This is a genomic window from Niabella ginsenosidivorans (assembly GCF_001654455.1).
Lineage (GTDB): Bacteria > Bacteroidota > Bacteroidia > Chitinophagales > Chitinophagaceae > Niabella > Niabella ginsenosidivorans.
Map to the genome: position 1 here is coordinate 3,672,122 of NZ_CP015772.1, position 17,479 is coordinate 3,689,600.

At 42.2% G+C, this 17,479-nt stretch carries 13 protein-coding genes; 4 read left to right on the forward strand and 9 right to left on the reverse strand.

The annotated features are described in order from the left end of the window. Nucleotides 1-95: 95 nt before the first annotated feature. Nucleotides 96-2,840 carry a M16 family metallopeptidase gene (locus tag A8C56_RS15460; protein WP_067757884.1) on the forward strand — a complete coding sequence of 915 codons (2,745 nt, stop codon included), beginning with the start codon at nucleotides 96-98 and terminating at the stop codon, nucleotides 2,838-2,840. Between the two features lie 389 nt (nucleotides 2,841-3,229). Beyond that, nucleotides 3,230-3,868, forward strand: a complete 639-nt coding sequence (locus A8C56_RS15465) for a TetR/AcrR family transcriptional regulator (RefSeq protein WP_067757887.1) — start codon at nucleotides 3,230-3,232, stop codon at nucleotides 3,866-3,868. A gap of 507 nt (nucleotides 3,869-4,375) precedes the next feature. On the opposite strand, the gene lysA is transcribed toward A8C56_RS15465, so the two are convergent. The 4 genes from lysA to A8C56_RS15485 all read right to left on the reverse strand — a co-directional run bounded on the left by lysA (nucleotide 4,376) and on the right by A8C56_RS15485 (nucleotide 8,597). Then, complete coding sequence (gene lysA, locus A8C56_RS15470) at nucleotides 4,376-5,587, reverse strand: diaminopimelate decarboxylase (protein ID WP_067757891.1); 1,212 nt, start codon at nucleotides 5,585-5,587, stop codon at nucleotides 4,376-4,378. A gap of 75 nt (nucleotides 5,588-5,662) precedes the next feature. After that, complete coding sequence (gene scpB, locus A8C56_RS23945) at nucleotides 5,663-6,622, reverse strand: SMC-Scp complex subunit ScpB (RefSeq protein WP_071609342.1); 960 nt, start codon at nucleotides 6,620-6,622, stop codon at nucleotides 5,663-5,665. Nucleotides 6,623-6,677: 55 nt separating this feature from the next. Further along, entirely contained in the window at nucleotides 6,678-7,559 is an 882-nt protein-coding gene (gene atpG, locus A8C56_RS15480; RefSeq protein WP_067757894.1) for an ATP synthase F1 subunit gamma, read from the reverse strand. Nucleotides 7,560-7,718: 159 nt separating this feature from the next. Beyond that, nucleotides 7,719-8,597, reverse strand: coding sequence for a phosphodiester glycosidase family protein (locus A8C56_RS15485; RefSeq protein WP_084490235.1), 879 nt, complete (start codon nucleotides 8,595-8,597; stop codon nucleotides 7,719-7,721). A 104-nt stretch (nucleotides 8,598-8,701) separates the two neighbouring features. On the opposite strand from A8C56_RS15485, the gene A8C56_RS15490 reads away from it, so the two are divergent. After that, entirely contained in the window at nucleotides 8,702-9,313 is a 612-nt protein-coding gene (locus A8C56_RS15490) for a hypothetical protein (protein ID WP_084490236.1), read from the forward strand. Nucleotides 9,314-9,395: 82 nt separating this feature from the next. On the opposite strand, the gene A8C56_RS15495 is transcribed toward A8C56_RS15490, so the two are convergent. Further along, nucleotides 9,396-9,932 carry a helix-turn-helix domain-containing protein gene (locus tag A8C56_RS15495; RefSeq protein ID WP_067757897.1) on the reverse strand — a complete coding sequence of 179 codons (537 nt, stop codon included), beginning with the start codon at nucleotides 9,930-9,932 and terminating at the stop codon, nucleotides 9,396-9,398. 438 nt (nucleotides 9,933-10,370) lie between these two features. Beyond that, on the reverse strand, nucleotides 10,371-11,402 hold the full coding sequence (locus A8C56_RS15500; RefSeq protein WP_067757900.1) for a hypothetical protein: 1,032 nt from the start codon (nucleotides 11,400-11,402) through the stop codon (nucleotides 10,371-10,373). Between the two features lie 160 nt (nucleotides 11,403-11,562). Between A8C56_RS15500 and A8C56_RS15505 the strand changes: the two genes are divergently transcribed. Beyond that, complete coding sequence (locus tag A8C56_RS15505) at nucleotides 11,563-11,952, forward strand: hypothetical protein (RefSeq protein ID WP_067757903.1); 390 nt, start codon at nucleotides 11,563-11,565, stop codon at nucleotides 11,950-11,952. Between the two features lie 132 nt (nucleotides 11,953-12,084). On the opposite strand, the gene A8C56_RS15510 is transcribed toward A8C56_RS15505, so the two are convergent. The 3 genes from A8C56_RS15510 to A8C56_RS15520 all read right to left on the reverse strand — a co-directional run bounded on the left by A8C56_RS15510 (nucleotide 12,085) and on the right by A8C56_RS15520 (nucleotide 17,224). Continuing rightward, nucleotides 12,085-12,390: a DUF3467 domain-containing protein gene (locus tag A8C56_RS15510; protein WP_067762126.1), complete on the reverse strand. Its 306-nt coding sequence runs from the start codon at nucleotides 12,388-12,390 to the stop codon at nucleotides 12,085-12,087. A gap of 74 nt (nucleotides 12,391-12,464) precedes the next feature. Further along, nucleotides 12,465-14,036, reverse strand: coding sequence for a SusD/RagB family nutrient-binding outer membrane lipoprotein (locus tag A8C56_RS15515; RefSeq protein WP_067757906.1), 1,572 nt, complete (start codon nucleotides 14,034-14,036; stop codon nucleotides 12,465-12,467). A gap of 26 nt (nucleotides 14,037-14,062) precedes the next feature. Beyond that, nucleotides 14,063-17,224: a SusC/RagA family TonB-linked outer membrane protein gene (locus tag A8C56_RS15520; RefSeq protein ID WP_067757910.1), complete on the reverse strand. Its 3,162-nt coding sequence runs from the start codon at nucleotides 17,222-17,224 to the stop codon at nucleotides 14,063-14,065. Nucleotides 17,225-17,479 lie beyond the last annotated feature (255 nt).

Below are 17,479 nucleotides of genomic sequence, written 5' to 3' on the forward strand. Positions count from 1 at the left end.
CATAGGCCCTGCTGCAGCCTGCAACAGACAAATTTGTACAATGCACCCTCTTTTTCCCATATTCTTCTTATTTTTAATAGGAAAATCTGCTTTTTATGAAGAAAATATACAGTTTGTTGACCTGCTTTATCTGCTTTCTTTTTGTATCAAACGCACAAGTAAAAAACAAGAATACAGCAGCTACCGTGCCTTCATTGGTAACTTCTGTAGAAGGGGTAAGTGAATACCGCCTGCCCAACGGCCTGCAGATCCTGCTGATACCAGATGCCTCCCAAACCAATGTTATTGTTAACATTGTGTACCATGTTGGCTCGCGCCATGAAGGTTATGGAGAAACAGGGATGGCCCACCTGTTGGAGCATATGCTCTTTAAAGGTTCTAAAAAGTTCTCAAGCATTAAGCAGACCATAGCTGACAAGGGGGCTTCTGCAAACGGCACTACCTGGTATGACCGTACCAACTATTTTGAAATACTCCCGGCCACCGACAGTAACCTGGTGTGGGCGCTGGATATGGAATCCGACAGGATGGTTAATTCTTTAATGCGCAATGAAGACCTTCAGAAAGAGTTTTCGGTAGTGCGCAATGAATTTGAAGCGGGAGAAAATGATCCCGGCGGCATCCTGACGGAGCGGATCCTTTCGTCCATGTACCTGTGGCATAATTATGGAAAATCCACCATCGGCAGCAAAGAAGATATTGAAAGAGTGCCTATTGATAACCTCAGGGCCTTCTATAAAAAATATTATCAACCGGATAATGCCACACTGATCGTTGGCGGAAAGTTTGACGAGAAGAAAACGCTGGCCTGGATCGGAAAATATTTTGGCGGGATACCGAAACCGGAACGTGTGCTGCAGGCTCCTTATACGGTAGAGCCGCCGCAGGATGGCGAACGTTTTGTAGAACTGAGGCGCAACGGTGATATGCAATACGTGGGTATGGCCTATCATACACCGGCTTACTCTGATAAGGATTATGTTGCCAATGATGCGGTGATCGAAATTTTAACCAATAACCCTTCCGGCGTTTTTTATAAGGCATTGGTTGATACAAAACGGGCTACCAAGGTTTCCGGATGGAGCCAGCAGTTGTATGACCCGGGCTTTACCTATTTCAGTTGTGATGTGCCCCTGGATAAAAACCTGGACAGCGCTAAAAATGCCTTTATAGCCAGTGCAGACGGGATTCCTTCCCTCAGCATTACTGAAGCAGATCTGGAGCGTGCAAAAAATACGCTTTCCAAACAGGTATTTAATACCCAGAACAATACGATTGGTTTTTGCGTGGCCCTTATTGAAATTATTGGCGCGGGCGACTGGCGGCTGTTTTACATTTACAGGGACCGGCTGGAAAAACTAACACTGGCAGATGTACAGGCTGTTTTAAAAAAATATTATCTCCCCAGCAACCGTACTTACGGAGTGTTCATACCCGACAGGTCAGCAGAGAAGAACCGCGTTACGGTTAATGACCGGCCGGATATTGCCACACTGGTAAAGGGCTACAAAGGCAAAGCAGTTACGGCACAAACAGAAAGCTTTGAAGCCAGTATTGAAAATATTAAAAAGAATACGGAGTATGGAACACTTGCCAACGGCATGAGATATGCACTGTTGAAAAAACCGGCAAAAGGAGATAAGATCCGCATACAGATTACTTTAAAAATAGGTTCGGAACAAAGCCTTACCGGCAAGGGCCTTATACCGGAATTAACGGCGCGCATGCTCAGAAACGGAACCACCAGTAAAAGTAAAAAGGAGATCAATGACCTGCTGGACAAGTTAAAAACCAATCTCAGCATCTACGGCCACGGGCCTTCTGTTGTTATTAATGTCAGCACTGATAAGGAAAATGCAGACGCCGCGCTGAACCTGCTGGCGGATATCCTGCTGCATCCGGCCTTTGATAAAGAAGAGTTTGACAAAATGATGCTGGAGGTAAAAGGCGAATACGAGTCCAACCAAAGTGATCCGCAATACCTGGCTTCTAATGCTGTGAACAAAAAAACGGCCCTGTATCCCAAAGGACATCCGTATTATCCCAATAGTATCAGCGAGGCCCTGGAAGCACTTCAAAAGGTAACGCCTGAGGATCTGCGGAATTTTTACCAGGATTTCTATGGAAGCAGTCATGGCTACGCTGCTTTTGTGGGCGCTATTGATAAAAAAGCCATCACCGCGTTCCTGGAAAGGAACCTGGCGGCCTTTAACAGCAGGCAACCCTATACTGAAATTGAAGAAAAGTATTTTGATGTAAAAGGCAGTCTTGAAGCTATTGATGTTCCGGATAAGAAGAATGCTGTTTGTGCCGGGGCAATAAATATACCGCTTAAAGAGTCTGCGGTTGATTTTCCTGCCTTGGAAATGGCGAACGAACTGTTGGGCGGCGGAGCCTTTCTTTCCTCCCGTATACCCCAGCGTTTAAGAGAAACAGATGGTATGAGCTATGGCGCCGGGTCCTACCTGGTGCCCAATTATAAATATCCTGCCTCTACATGGGGCGTATATGCCATATTTAACCCCGCTTATAAAAACAGGCTGGACAGTGCGCTGCATGAAGAGATCAGCAAGGCGATCGCTTCCGGGTTTAAAGAGGATGAATTTAAAAGATCCAGAGAAAGCTGGTTGCAGCAAAGAAGAACCAACTTAGGATTTGACAACTACCTTTCTTATCTGCTGTCATCTTTTATGCGGGACGAAAAGGACCTGAATTATTTTACAGACTATGAGAACAGGATAAAAAAGCTGACCCTGGGAGATGTGAATGCGGCATTAAAAAAATATATAGACCCGAAAAAAATAACGCTGATCTATGCAGGTGATTTCAATAAAAAATAATCCGCATAAGCGATCCGGTCAATGGAGGCAAGGTGACTGAAAGTAATGTCAGCCTGAGTTTGATGAAGGCTAACTCTTTGATTGTCTGTATTTCATCAGGCTGCCAATGACAGATCTGTTATTGTTTTAAAAATCAATCTTTCTTTTTGTCATGCCGTTCCGATAGTTCGGAATTGTTTCGGCATCTATTTATCGTTCACCTGGGCCCAGAAAATAAAAACAGGTCCGGGATGACATCTTTAGGTGCCCCTAAGGAGGATTGTCAATGCCTCATTAATTAGGTCCCCTATAAAAAACTCATATGACAGTCAAGGGATCTTTTTGGTCAACCCCCATTTTTATATACACAATCCTTTAAATGTATACCTTAGTATGCTCAAAACGGTTTTATGGCCAGAAAGGTATATAAGGGAGCAGTAAACAATAAGGAACGATCCATTCAGAAATTATTAGCATCAGTTGGGAAAGTTATCAGAGAAAAGGGGTACGCTGGTCTGACGGCCACCAATATAGCGCAACAGGCCGGGGTAAGCCGCAGGCTGATCTCAATGTACTTTGGCTCTGTGGATGAGCTTGTGGAAACTTATGTAAAAAGCAAGGATTACTGGGTAGCCGCTTCGGGCACTACAGTAATTACCCAGGAAAACAAAGAAGGGAACAATACCCGGCAGCTACTGGAGTCTTTATTATTAAACCAGCTCGATTTCTTTAATAGAAACGAGGAAATGCGGCAAATAATCCTGTGGGAGATCAGCCAGCGTACGGAAATCATGTATCACATTTGCAATGAGCGGGAACAACTGGGCAGCAGAATCTTTGAAATGACTGATAAAGAGTTAAAAGACCGCCCTGTGGATCTGCGCGCTGTTTCTGCGCTTCTGGTAGCCGGAATCTATTACATGGTGCTCCACTCAAAAACATCGGATAGCTTTTTCTGCGAAATTGATATTACCCTGCCTGAGGGACTTCAAAGGATCCGGGATGCAATCAAACAGATATTGAAATGGGTCTATGAAAAAGAAGCATAGCTTTTGAGACCCGGAAAATCAGCAGACAGAGCAGCAGGGCAATCCTTACCGGATGCCTGCAGGCTCAATAACCCAGCTTCTTACTATAAAAAAAGCGCGATCTGGATAAATCACGCCAGGTATTTTCATTGAGTCAGGCTAACATTTTCTGCTCCCGGTCATAAAGCCTGCACGCTTAAGCCTGCATATTATAGGCTGACCCGATTATAAGTTTTTCATCGAAAGCATCGGCCTTTAAAGATCAAAACACCTTTTCTTCTTTTAAAAGATCAGAAGCTTTGTTTTCCCATAATGTTTACAAACAATTGTATACAAATGTATGTATCAAATCTGTAATTTTCCCAATACCGGGAAAATTTTAAACTAATTTTATCAACCGGCCTTTCCGCTCATATTGCCGGAAAAAAAGACAGAACATGCTTCTTTGTAACCGGTCTCCGCAGTTTGCCGGTATATTTACCTACAGAAATCAGCTATTACTATAATTACTATAAAGGAAAGCAGTTATTAAAGATCCACTACAACCTGGTTGCGGGTAAGGTCGTCAAGTGTGTCGCGTTTACGGATCAGTTGCGCATTGCCTTTATAAACAATCACTTCCGCGGGGCGAAAGCGGGAATTAAAGGTAGAGGCCATTTCATAGCCATAGGCACCTGCATTATAAAATACCAGCAAGTCGCCTTCGCGTACTTCCGGCAATGGCCGTTCCCAGGCAAATGTATCAGTTTCACAAATATTCCCGACAACAGAATAGGCTTTAACCGGTCCGGATGGGTTGGTTATATTGCTGATGCGATGATATGCATCATAGAACATCGGGCGGATGAGGTGATTAAAACCACTGTTCACACTTACAAAGGTAGTAGCTGATGTTTCTTTGATCAGGTTGACCGAAGTGATCAGGTAACCGGCCTCACTCACCATAAATTTACCGGGTTCAAACCATATTTCCAGCCTTCTGGCTGTTTCGTGGGCATCAAATTCAGTCAGCACTTTTTGCGCAAGTGCTTCCACATCAATAACAGGGTCTCCTTCTTTATACGCAACTTTAAACCCGCCTCCCAGGTCAACAGACTGCAAGTACGGGAAGTGGGGTATAATATCAAACAGCACTTCTATCCCTTTCACAAACACAGCAGCATCCTTTATATCGCTTCCAGTATGTATATGCAGATTCCGGATCCTGATATTGTATTTCTTTACAATTTCAAGCAATTGATCCAATTGCTCAACCGGAATCCCAAACTTGCTTTTATCATGACCGGTAGAGATCTTCAGATTGCCCCCTGCCATAATATTGGGCCGCAGGCGAACCCCCACGGGATATTTGTTTCCATATTGCGCTCCGAGTTTCTGAAGATTGAACAAACTGTCAATATTTACAAAAACGCCCAGTTGCAATGCTTCTTCGATTTCCGTAAAATGAATGCCATTACTGGTATATAATATACGCGATGGCTCAAAACCGGCCTGTAATGCCAGTTTTACTTCGTTAATAGAGCTACAGTCTACATTAGCGCCCAGCTTTTTTATAAAGCGAAGCACGCTCAGGTTGGTCAGTGCCTTTGCTGCATAAAATATTTTAACGCGTTCAGAGCCAAATGCCCCCCTTAATTTATGATACTGCTGTTCAATTTTATCTGCATTATACACGTATACCGGGGTGCCAAACTCTCTGGCAACCTGTATCAATTCTTCGTTTGTTAGTTGTTCGCTCATCTTTTGTCCATAAAAAAAGCAGTAAGGGAACTACTGCTCTATAAAAATAAAATTTCTATTTTAAACGGCAGCCGGTCATGCTTCATCAGGCTTTTCAGCATCTCCTTTCTTCTCTTCATCGTTCTTATGCCCCGCATCTTTATCATTGTCCGGCTCATCCTTTCCTGCTGAAGCATCTGCGCTGTCTGTACCTGCTTCCCCCGGGGCCATTGTTTCCGGGTCTATTCCATCCTCTTCATCTGCGGCTGGTTCGTCAATTTCAGCAATAAGGTCTTCCTGCAACAGGTCTTCTTCTTTAATGACCGTTTCATCAATTACCTCTTCCTCAATAATTATTTCGGTTTCCGCTTCCTGCTGCCCTTCGGTTTCAATGAGTTCACCATTTTCTGCCACAGCCAAAGGATTGCCTTCCCCTTCAGTTGTCCTGCCGTCAGCGTCCAATGGCGCATCGCCGGCTTCATTTACAGGGGTTGGTAATACCTCCTGGTCTGCCAGCACTTCTTTTATCTTTGGCAATTCTTCGGCCGAATTGATCCCAAAATAATCCATGAAATTTTTGGAAGTGGAATAGACCAATGGGTGGCCTGGTAATTTTTCATTGCGGCCGCTGATGATCACCAGCTCTTTTTCCAGTAATTTCTGAATGGCATAATCAGCGCTTACACCCCGTATGGCTTCAATTTCTCCTTTGGTTACGGGCTGTTTGTAAGCAATGATAGAAAGTGTTTCTAAAGCTGCCGGCGATAAACGTTTCATAAATTTATCACCATTAATCTGTGCTACAGTTTTATGATAGGCTTTCTTTGTTAAGAACTGCCATCCCCCACCGCTCTCACGTACTTCAAACGGGTAAAATTCCGAGCTGTATTTTTCAACGATACCGCTTATGGAAGCTTCCACCTGGTCCAGTGTGATCTTGTCCTCCATAAAACCGAAGGCTTCATTGATCAGATCTGTTACCTCCAGCAGTGTCAGCGGTTTATCGCTTGCAAAAATCAATGCTTCAATATGGGGAATCAATCCGGTTATTTCCATTAGAAAAATTTGAGGGCTGAAGTTACACATCAAACAAGAAAACCCAAAACCTTAATTATCCCTGTAATGCGGCAGCGCCACTTACAATTTCCGTCAGCTCTGTTGTAATAGCTGCCTGGCGGGCCCTGTTATAGGACAGTTTCAGGTTACGCAGCATTTCATTTGCGTTTTCAGATGCCTTATCCATTGAGGTCATACGGGCCCCATGTTCAGATGCGTTGGAATCCAATACGGCTTTGAACAACTGTGTATTCAATATTTTAGGCATTAATTCTGCAATCAGTTCGCCTTTGTCCGGGTCAAAAATAAAATCAGCTTTTGCGGTTCCTTCTTTCTTTTCCACTTTGGGAATCGGCAGGAACTGTTCTGCAGTGAACAGCTGTGTTGCCGCATTTTTAAACTGGCTGTATACTATTTCTACTGCGTCGAAACGTTTTTCCTCGTAAGCCCGCATGGCCTCCTGCGCGATCTTCTGAACATTTTCAAACGAAAGGCGCAGGAAAATATCTTTATAGGTATCATCTGTCTTATATCCGGCTTTGGTCAGCGCCTCATACCCCTTTTTGCCCAGGTTCCAGATAGTTACATTTCCTTTGTCAAAGGGGCTCTGATATTTATCCCGGATCAACGCTTTTGCCAGTTTCACAACGTTTGCGTTAAACGCCCCTGCCAGTCCACGGTCACTGGTAATAACAATGAGCAATACTTTTTCAACAGGGCGTTCTGCCGCCAGCGCTATTTCAGTATCTCCGTCATTATTGCTCACAATGTTGCTTAGCATTTCCTGCAGCTTTTGCGCATAGGGTCTCATTTGAACGATGGCTTCCTGTGCACGGCGGAATTTTGCAGCGCTTACCATTTTCATTGCCTTGGTAATCTGCTGCATGCTTTGTACTGAGCTGATGCGATTACGAACCTCTTTTAACTGACCTGCCATAGTATTTTAAGATTTGGGGACTGAGCATTCAGGTCTGAGACCTGTCACTCAACGCTAACCTCTGATTTTAAGGCGCAAAAGTACACTCTAATTATCAGATTTCCATATCCGGCAGCTCCTTTGTGGAAAAAGACAGTATAAACAGGCCCCAAAACAGTATTATCGTTTAAAATACAATATATTAGCAACATTTCTTTGCCCTTCATGATCCCATTTTTTGTTATCTGAAGGGTGATTAATAACCCCTTTATGTTTTACCCAGAGGGTGGAAGACCCGCCGCCGTCCAAATTGATGGCCGAAGTGCATCCCAACCAGCGCATTATTTTTGCCAGTTCTTCAAGGTTCAGTCCTGCAGCATTCGCATTCCGGCCGTCTGCCACCAATAATATCACGCTGCCTTTTGTGGTTACACCAACCGCGGTCCTGGGGTGTCTGTTCCTGGAAAAAGCATCATCTGCCTGCATTTCTTTTATACCATTCATAAGCAGCAAAGGGCCGCTGCACAATACGGAAGCCGCATTACAGGTATCCGGCCAATCAGGGTCCGCCCCTCCTTTTTGAATACTGAGCTGCCCCCTGCTGACCAGCACTGCTGCCTTCTGATGAAAGGCCATCCTGCCATTGCCGGGCACCGTATTTTTGCTGATGACCGTTCCGTTCACTTTTACATAATCCTCAGATCCTCCCTCCTTTATATAAAAAAAATTGCCGTTGACCGCTGCACCGGCATTTACCGCTTCAGCAAACGCCGCAGTTGTCTTTAACTGTTTTGCTTCAGCTGCAATATTGAACCCGTTCTTACGCTTTTTATTTTTTATAATCATATAGGAGATATACTGGTTAGCACCAAAAAGCGCTTTATTAAAGAACTGCTGTTTTATTAAAACCACTCCTTTCGCCACCCGCTCTTTTTCCCAATAAGGCTTTACAAAACGCAGGGAATCTGCGTCCTGGCTGAACGCGGAAGGGCTAAAAAAAGCCAGGGCCAACAGCAATGCGGCCCCCGCTACCTGTATGCTATGGCTACGGTTATTCATATATAAACTTTAAGATACAAAAATGCATTCTTTTATCAAAACAATTTTGAATACATCCGGCCATTCATGTAATTTTATTAAATGCATCCTGTAAACAAATGACCATGCCATCCAAATTGATCCGATCAACATTGCTGCTGATACCAGTATTAACTGCCTGTACTGCTTTTGCGCAATACAATACCAAACAGGAAAAAGGCTATTTTAATATTACCACCCCTGTTGAAATACAGGTAATGAGCTCCATAGATTCGACAATGCTGGCCAACGGAACGGCCCGTATGAAGAGCGGCTTTGAGGTAAACACCATTAACGGATATTTTATCAATCCATCGTTTTCCATCGGTTTAGGAATAGGAGTACAGTTCTCCAACTATAAATATTATCCTTACCCGGGTCATGAAAATGACAATATAAAAAAAAGCGGTCCGGGGATCGTTTCACTGCCGCTTTTTGCTGATTTCCGGTATTATCCCCGGGATGCAGTAAGCACTCCTTTATTTATTATTGATGCAGGTTATGCGCCTGTTCTGAGCACCCGCAATAAAGACGACCGGCAGTTCTTAGATGGCGGTGCCCTGTTTAAAATAGGCGCGGGTTATAAGTTGTATATTAGTGACCTATTCTCTTTTGTTCCTTCCATTAATTTTAAGGCGCAGCTATATGGCAATCACACCGCTGTTGGCGGCGTATTAAGCCTGGGGCTGCTTTTTTAGTGTAATTAAACGTTCCTTCCCATCCTCATTTTTTACAGCACGCGGGCATTTCAATCATCAGCTGTTTTTTAATGCGGGTCGGTCATGGGGCCTTTACTGCTTCCTTACAGTTCTTTTTAATGATTTTCAACATCGCCCTGAACGTGTCAATTTTAATAGCCATCAGCATTTGTTTTGAAGGATTGCAAGCTTCAAGGCCGGCTACTAATGAAGCTTTCATCACCTCCAGGTAAAGCTGTGGCCCCTTTCCAAGATCCTGCTCCTGCCAGCTTTGTACCAGCAGGTATTTTTCTACTATACAACGGTATCTGCCCTGCATAGCAGCCAGTTGCAGGTTTAACCGCTTTATTTTAAACGAAAGTGCAGCTGCCTGGTTTATTGACTGCAGGGTTGTTTCCTCCTCCTGTCGTTGTATGGTCTTTAAAACAGCAGCCGGTGGCGGTTCTTTACGCTTCCTGTTTTTTAACCAGGCCTGTGTAAGCAGGAGCAGGCGGCGGTTTGCCGCTTCTGGTAAATTTCGGTTGTTCTTTTCATAAAGTGTAATAACCGCCTGTGATACTCCCAGCAAACCGGCCATATCCCGCTGGGTTAATTGAAGGGTTTCTCTGAATGCTTTCATACATGATAGTTTAATCCTGATTACACATTTTAGATTAAAATCCGTTCAATAAGCAATGTCGTGGTGAGGCAACCATAAAAGCGTTTCATTTAAGTTCATTCGGATGACAAGTTTTTTAATCGTCACCCCGACCAAACCTGCTTTCAGCGGGTGCGCAGAGGGATCTCATCTGTTACAGAGATCTCTCCGCTCGTTCTCCGAACTCGGTCGAGACGACGATCTTGTATGTTGTTGGATTTCAATACAATAAAATACTTGTCATTAACAGCTTGTCGAACTATAATTCATTTGACAAACTTCCTTCGTCTTAGAATACAGGATGATAATACTTTTTTAAAGAATCTAATTGGTATTACAAGTCAGCAAAAATTTCTTCCGGTAAATGCAAAGGCCCTTCTTTTTGCGCTGCAAAAAGAAAACCCGGCGTATGCTTATTCTTCAGTCCATAAATTTTTTTCGCATTTGCTCTGCTTTGTGGCCAACCAGCCAGAAAGACAGGGCCAGGATGGCAAAAAAGATCCCTTTATTGGTCTTATCCCAGAAATATTCAAAATAGCGGGCATAGATATTCAGCAGAAAAAACAACAGAACAAGATCACGGAAAAATTCATCTTTTAGCTTATACGCATATACCACCAGCCCACATAATACAATCGTATACCCCAGCGCCCATAAAAATAATTTTCCCTGGCGGATATTGCTCCATACGTCATAGCTAAGGTTTCCCGAAACTGACAGGAACAAACCGGACAGCAGCAACAATATCCACAGGAATTGTACGGTAATCTTATAATTGGGAAGCTTTTCCACCCTGTTCTTATATAAAAACAATAACAACAGTAACAAAGCACTGAAAACGGTCATCCTTAAGGGATAATTCATGCCTAAAAAATAGTCATGCTGCCCGCCAGACCAGTTCCAGCTTTGCACGGCAAAACTCACTACCAGTGCTAACAGCGCGCATATCCATATCAGCTTTGACCGGAGATATTGCGCCACCAATCCATAACAGACCGCTAATATAAGAATAACCAGACCGTATAACTGATAGCCGTTTCCAAAACTACGTGCCAGATAGGTAACCGCAACGCCAAGGCTTAATACAAGCAGCACATTAAAGCTTTCATTACTCATTACGGCATCCGGATATTTCTGTGTTCTTTTTTTTGCAAACCAGATCAGCAGGAGCGATAAACCCATGAACAGCAAGCCGATGAGCATTTCTGAAAATGCAAAGAAATTCCGCATCCGTTCAATCCACTTTTCATCCAGTACAATGGCCCCGAATGCAAGTATAGCACAGGATATAGCAGCAACAAAAGCATAAAAGGTCAGGGAGCCAAAATCATCTTTATATTCAGTTACAGCATTTCTTAATTCATCCGCTTTTGCTGCATCCAGCACCCGTTCCTTTTTCCATTCATCAATGGCTTTGTAAATAACAGCAGCATCTTTCTTGTTTATGCGCATAGGCTTCTGCTTTGCTACAAGATAGGAATTTAATGGGAATTGAGATTTGAGAATCGAGATTGGAGTTATCAGTAGTCAGTCTGATTACTGATAACTGACTACTCAATTCCAATCACAACCTTTTTTGCCTTCTGCCCGTCTTTTTACAGAAACCTCAAAAATGAAGCGAACATTCTTCCTTTTATTCTTTGCATCTTCACTTTCAGGCCTTTATGCCCAGAGAGTTACAGAAATTTATGTGCATCTTTATACAGACAGCCTGAAAAAAGGCACTTACAATTATATTAATATTGACGGGAAGATGAGCGATGGGAGCTGGAAGCCGTTAACCAGCAAGGAATTAACCTTTACAACAGACTATGGAAAATTTGAAGGGAACAGCCTGGTTTTACCAGATCATCCTGCCGTAAAAAAAGTAACGGTTACCGCAACCCTGAAAGCAGACACAGCGCTCAGCAAAACTTTTCAGATTGGGATCAAGCAGCTACCGGATCCTCCGCTGCCGGAAAATACACAGGAGGCTTACCGGAGCCGTACAAGGAAACAATAGCCGCTCACCTGTACTGCTCTTTTGACTGTAAATTTATCTGCCTTTGGCCGTTAAGGAATTAAAGCACATTAAGGCGGCCTTTTCTTAATTTCCTCAATGATTTCAGCATTAAAAAGACTCTGACAGGCCCGTTTATGCCTGTGCAGCGGGCCCTCCGAAATTAACAGGCAACTGCACTTCGTCCAGGTCTTTAATAGGTCCCTGAGTTGCTTCAAACTTTTCAACATTATCAATAAGCGCTTTCATAAACCGTTTGGCGTGCTGGGGTGTAAAAATGATCCTCGATTTTACCTTGCTCTTAGGGGTGCCGGGCATCACATTCACAAAGTCGATCACAAATTCCGCCATTGAATGGGTGATGATGGCCAGGTTGGCATAAGTGCCTTCCGCCACTTCTTCCGAGATCTCTATATTTAACTGGTTGGGTTGCTGTTCCATTTTTTTTGTTTCAAACGAAGGTAATAAAAAAGGCCACCGGAAAAGTGGCCTTTGAAAAGAGATCTGGATTTTAATTAACGGCTGCCGCCGGCCCACCATACATTTTCAGTATAAACATAGCTACCATCTCCGAAGGCGGCTTTAATAGCCTGATTTGCCGTAACATCAGAATTCCCATAAGTATACCGAAGCGGGAATTTGTTTTGAGCATCCAGCGGGTTGGCTAACCCTATGAAATCTGCTTCACCTAAGGCTTTTAACCTGCGATAATCATTATAAGCTTCTGTAGATTCCCCTGATGCCCCAAAAAATGCAAGATATTTTTGCAATACCGTTTCCTTAAGCGCGTTCTGTTTAAAACGCGGCAGTACGCTATTTAAAAAATAATTGGTAGCAACCGCTTGAGATAAATTCGGGTTTACTTTTACACCAAAACCATCCCCACCAGACTTAATTGAGTTTTGCAAATTCGCAAAGGCTGCAATAATCGCTTGCTCAAGATATGCTTGTGCTTCAGTACTTCTATTTAAACGTACTAACGCTTCTGATTTTAAAAACATCAATTCATGGTAACTTAATAATAAAGTAGGTGCTGTGGCGGCGTAATCAATAACGGCAATTGGGTACGTAAACTGCACCTGCTCTGCATTGCCGTTTTCCACACCTTTATTGATGGCATCATTAATATTTAAAACCTGCCCTCCGTAAGTAACAAAAAGCTGTTCTCCTCGGGGGTCATTTAGCGTTTTGAATTTAGTTGCTAGACTTTTACTATTTCCAAGCATATCTCTGGAATAAGAGATACCAAATAAAGGATTTACATTGGAGTTACCGTCATATAAATCAAAGGCCAGCTGTTCATCTGATCCTGCAAACGATTTATCTACATACCCAATAATCTTATTTAAATCTCCATTTACATCAGATGATACTTTTAATGTATGCATCAAGTATCGCGCTTTTAACCCATAGGCAGCTTTTGTCCACAATTCTGCATCACCTCCATAAAGCAGATCCTGATTGGGATTAGTTGCTATCCCTTCAATTAACGCTGCATCTGAACCTGCTAATTGTGTAATCGCTTCGTCGAGCAATTTCTGAATTTCGGGATACAGGTCTGATTGCTTGTCAATAGCAGGCTGCATATATTTAGGAGTGCCGTCATCATTCATTATACCTGTTTGTTGATAGGGTACATCACCAAAAAAATCCGTTAAAACACCCAGGTTATAAGCCAGCAAGACTTTTGCAATACCACCGGTAACATCATTTCCCTCCTCAGTACCGTTAGCAGAAGTTTTTTCAACAGCAATTTTGAGGGCTTTTATATTATTATAGATTCCATCCCAACTATTATTATAAGTAGTTGCAGAGGTCGGTTGCGTAATCCTGTTTTCAGCCTGATAAGCCTGATTCCAAACCCCTCCTTCATGTTCCAGATAAATTGATGCATATAAGGGGATATCGCCACCTACTATATTAAACGCTGTAGACGTCATAACATCTGTTAAAATAAACCGCGCTGGCACATCCTGGGTATGGTTTCTGTCCCTATTCACTTCGTCCATCGCTTTCTTAGAGCAGGAAATCAGAAGGCTACCCATCAAAGCAAAAGTGATAATATTAAAAATATTTATCTTTTTCATCTCGATTATTTTAAATTAGAACTTAATTAGAATTGCAGGTTCACTCCAAAACCAAAACTTGTTGTTTGTGGCAATGTGAACCGTTCAAAAGCGCCTGCCATATTGGTATTCCCCTGAGTAGATTCCGGATCTAATTGCGGGTTGTTGGTCCAAACCAAAATATTACGTGCAAAGAAATTAATGCCTAAACCAAACTTTTCTCTTTTAATAGGCTGATATCTTAATGAAAGCTCCCGGAATTTTATAAATGAACTTCCATAAATGCTGCTTTCATCAATGGTATTCAGGTTTTGATAATATGCCTGAATATTCTTGTAGCCTTCTATTTTTATATCACCTACCGTACCATCTTCTTTCAATGCATTTTTAATAACGATTTCATTTTTATCTCTTGCGTCTGCTGTTAATTTACTGGCGCCGTAGTTATCTAATAAATTAGTGGTACCGCTATATTGCTGGCCACCGCTTTTCCATTCAACAACGGCAGAAAAAGTAAAATTCTTATAACGCAGCCTTGTGTTACCTCCTAAAATAAAGTCAGGGGCCGCAACACCAATCACACCATCTTCTCCAACAAGAGGAATTCCATCGTCGCCATATATGATCTGCCCCTTATCATTGCGTTTATATTTTGTACCGTAAATAACAGGAAACTTATCACCAATTCCAGCACGCACCTGGGGTGTAGTAAATCCTCCCAGAAAGATACTTTCTACTTCTGGGGCTAATTCATCTACGTAATTATCAATTTTTGAAAAGTTTACACCAAGGCTCCATTCCAAATCTCTATGCCGGATAATATTTGCATTAATCGTAGCTTCATGCGCATTCGTATGAATTTTACCACCATTGGTCATAAAATTATTAGCACCGGTAGATCCAGCTAATGGAATGGCAAAAATCTGGTCTCTTACATCCTGCCTGGAGTAAGTATAATTTAGTTCAATTAAATTATTAAAGAAATTCAGATCTGTTCCTATTTCAAAAGAGTTCGTGTTTTGTGGTTTCAGATTTGGATCATATATAGTAGTACTGGGAATATATGCTTTTACAGAATTTTCCCCTATAGGGTAAAAAATAGGTGTTATGCTATAAAACCCACCGCCATATGCTGGAATACTATAATAATTAGGCAAATAAGTTCCTGCCTGGCCTACCTGAGCTACAGAAAACCGTAGTTTACCATAATTTACAACTGAACCGTTTTTCAACCCATTTAATTCAGTAAATACAAAACCTAGAGAAGCTGAAGGGTAGAAGAAATCCCTGTTCTTTGAAGGCATGGAAGAAACTCTGTCATAACGACCAGTCAATCCCAAATACAACATATTTAAATATGATAAGGATATATTAGCAAAAGTACCAATGGTCCTGTATTTAGTGAATGTTGATGTGGCATCTTTGGTGCCGGTATTATCCATATGATTCCATCCACCAAATGCAAAATCCTGCCCGTATTGAGATTTGTAATCTGTAACCTGGTTTACAAATTCATTTCCCACTAATGCAGTAAATTTAAAATCATTGCTTATATCCCATTTTAGATTTCCGGTTAATAACGAATTAAAGCTAGTGTTGGTGAAACTGTATTGTGTGATGCTAGAAGATCTGCTAGGAGAACCAAACCCCCAGATATCTTCATAATTCGTTGTATATGCATCCGTACCTAACTGATACTTTACATCTAAAGTTGTTTTATCTGAAAATCTTGTATTATAAGTTAAATACCCATTTCCAAAAAAGCGGTTGGTTTGCTCTGTAAAAGTATTGTTTTCCACTCCCCAGTATGGATTCACGAATGTGCCCCCCCTGTACCCTACCGGAGTATATAAATCACCGTCAGCATGGCTGGGAATACCAGCTAAATCATAGCTTGGAGGAGCTGGATAGACGGTCGCTATCAATCCATCATTTGCAGAAGGCGCTTTTTTGATATTGGAGTTCACAAAATTGCCACTAAATCCAACTTTAAAATGATCTGAAAGCATTGTTTCTGCAGCTAATTTGGCATTGTAGCGGTCCATTCCTGTTTTAGGAACAATACCGGTTTGATTGGTACTGGCCAGGCTCAATGCATAAGAACCTTTATCGGTGGCATTTACCACCCCGATGGAATTATTAAAGGTCAGCCCGGTATTAAAAAACTCTTTTACATTATCATAAACCGCGGGGGTAACCCAGGGATCCAGCCCTGCCTGGGCACGCTGAGGAACATAGTACATTCCCGGATGTTTGCCATCGGCAGCAGTATAATCATTATCCGTTTCACCGCCATAATTGGGATCTTTGGGCAAATCTGAGATTTTAGGTCCATAAGAAGTTGACGCGGTAGGGTTAAAAGCACCATTTGACCCTTGTGCATAGGTGCTTTGCAATTCAGGATATCTTGAGATCCGATCAAAACTTACTGTAGAATTAAAACTAATTTGAGGCCGTCCTTTAGCTGCACCTTTACCACTTTTTGTCGTAATCAAAACCACACCATTGGATGCCCTGATACCATAAAGTGCAGACGCAGCCTGGCCTTTCAGAATTTCAACGTTGGCAATATCATTCGGATCAATATCTACACCACGGTTGGCGTAATCTGTTCCTGTAACACTATTTCCTGTACTTAAATCTGGTCCGGATGAAATAGGCATACCATCCACAACATATAAAGGAGAGTTATCTCCGGTAAATGAACGTGCACCCCGTATTGTAATCAATGTTGAGGCTCCCGGCATACCGCTTGACGGAACAATATCAACTCCGGAAACTTTCCCCTGTAAGGCGCCGGCAAAACTGGTGTTTGCTGCTTCAACAAGCTGATCGGCCTTTAGTGATTGAGTAGCATACCCTAACGCCCGTTTTTCTCTGGAAACACCCAAGGCAGTAACCACAACTTCATCAATAGTCTGGCCTCTCCCGGATTTAAGAATAACACTCATAGGTTCTGAGGTCGCTTTTACTTCCTGGGATTCAAAACCAGTTGCCGAAATTTCTAAGGTCGTTCCAGCTTTTACATTTAAGTGAAAAATACCCTGGGCATCTGCAGAAACTGCATTTTGAGCACCCTTCTCTGAAACAGTAGCAAATGGAACGGGATTTCCCGATTCATCCTTTACTGTTCCGGTAACAGTTGTTTGAGCCATCGCCAGGCTGGTAATTGATAGAAACACCGCCAGCAACAATACAATTCTTCTCATTTAGATTAGATATTTATGTTAACAAATAATAAACCAGTTCTTAAAATTTATCTAAAAAACATAGCAAGATAGGCCGATTTAACAATAGATTCCAAATAAATTAACTTTTTTTTTAAAAACAATTAATAAATTCATATAACATTAAAAAAATAAATACTACATAAAACTTTGCAGAAAAACCAGTTAAATGATAAAAATTTGATGACAAAAGAGGTTATTTGACCCGGATCAATTTATTACCGGATGGATGTTTTT

Coding starts and splice junctions, on each gene's coding strand:
- atpG (WP_067757894.1), bottom strand. CDS start 7,559: ATGGCAGGTCAGTTAAAAGAGGTTCGTAATCGCATCAGCTCAGTACAA.
- A8C56_RS15490 (WP_084490236.1), top strand. CDS start 8,702: ATGCCATCCAAATTGATCCGATCAACATTGCTGCTGATACCAGTATTA.
- A8C56_RS15495 (WP_067757897.1), bottom strand. CDS start 9,932: ATGAAAGCATTCAGAGAAACCCTTCAATTAACCCAGCGGGATATGGCC.
- A8C56_RS15460 (WP_067757884.1), top strand. CDS start 96: ATGAAGAAAATATACAGTTTGTTGACCTGCTTTATCTGCTTTCTTTTT.
- A8C56_RS15520 (WP_067757910.1), bottom strand. CDS start 17,224: ATGAGAAGAATTGTATTGTTGCTGGCGGTGTTTCTATCAATTACCAGC.
- A8C56_RS15485 (WP_084490235.1), bottom strand. CDS start 8,597: ATGAATAACCGTAGCCATAGCATACAGGTAGCGGGGGCCGCATTGCTG.
- A8C56_RS15505 (WP_067757903.1), top strand. CDS start 11,563: ATGAAGCGAACATTCTTCCTTTTATTCTTTGCATCTTCACTTTCAGGC.
- A8C56_RS15465 (WP_067757887.1), top strand. CDS start 3,230: ATGGCCAGAAAGGTATATAAGGGAGCAGTAAACAATAAGGAACGATCC.
- A8C56_RS15515 (WP_067757906.1), bottom strand. CDS start 14,036: ATGAAAAAGATAAATATTTTTAATATTATCACTTTTGCTTTGATGGGT.
- lysA (WP_067757891.1), bottom strand. CDS start 5,587: ATGAGCGAACAACTAACAAACGAAGAATTGATACAGGTTGCCAGAGAG.
- A8C56_RS15510 (WP_067762126.1), bottom strand. CDS start 12,390: ATGGAACAGCAACCCAACCAGTTAAATATAGAGATCTCGGAAGAAGTG.
- scpB (WP_071609342.1), bottom strand. CDS start 6,622: ATGGAAATAACCGGATTGATTCCCCATATTGAAGCATTGATTTTTGCA.
- A8C56_RS15500 (WP_067757900.1), bottom strand. CDS start 11,402: ATGCGCATAAACAAGAAAGATGCTGCTGTTATTTACAAAGCCATTGAT.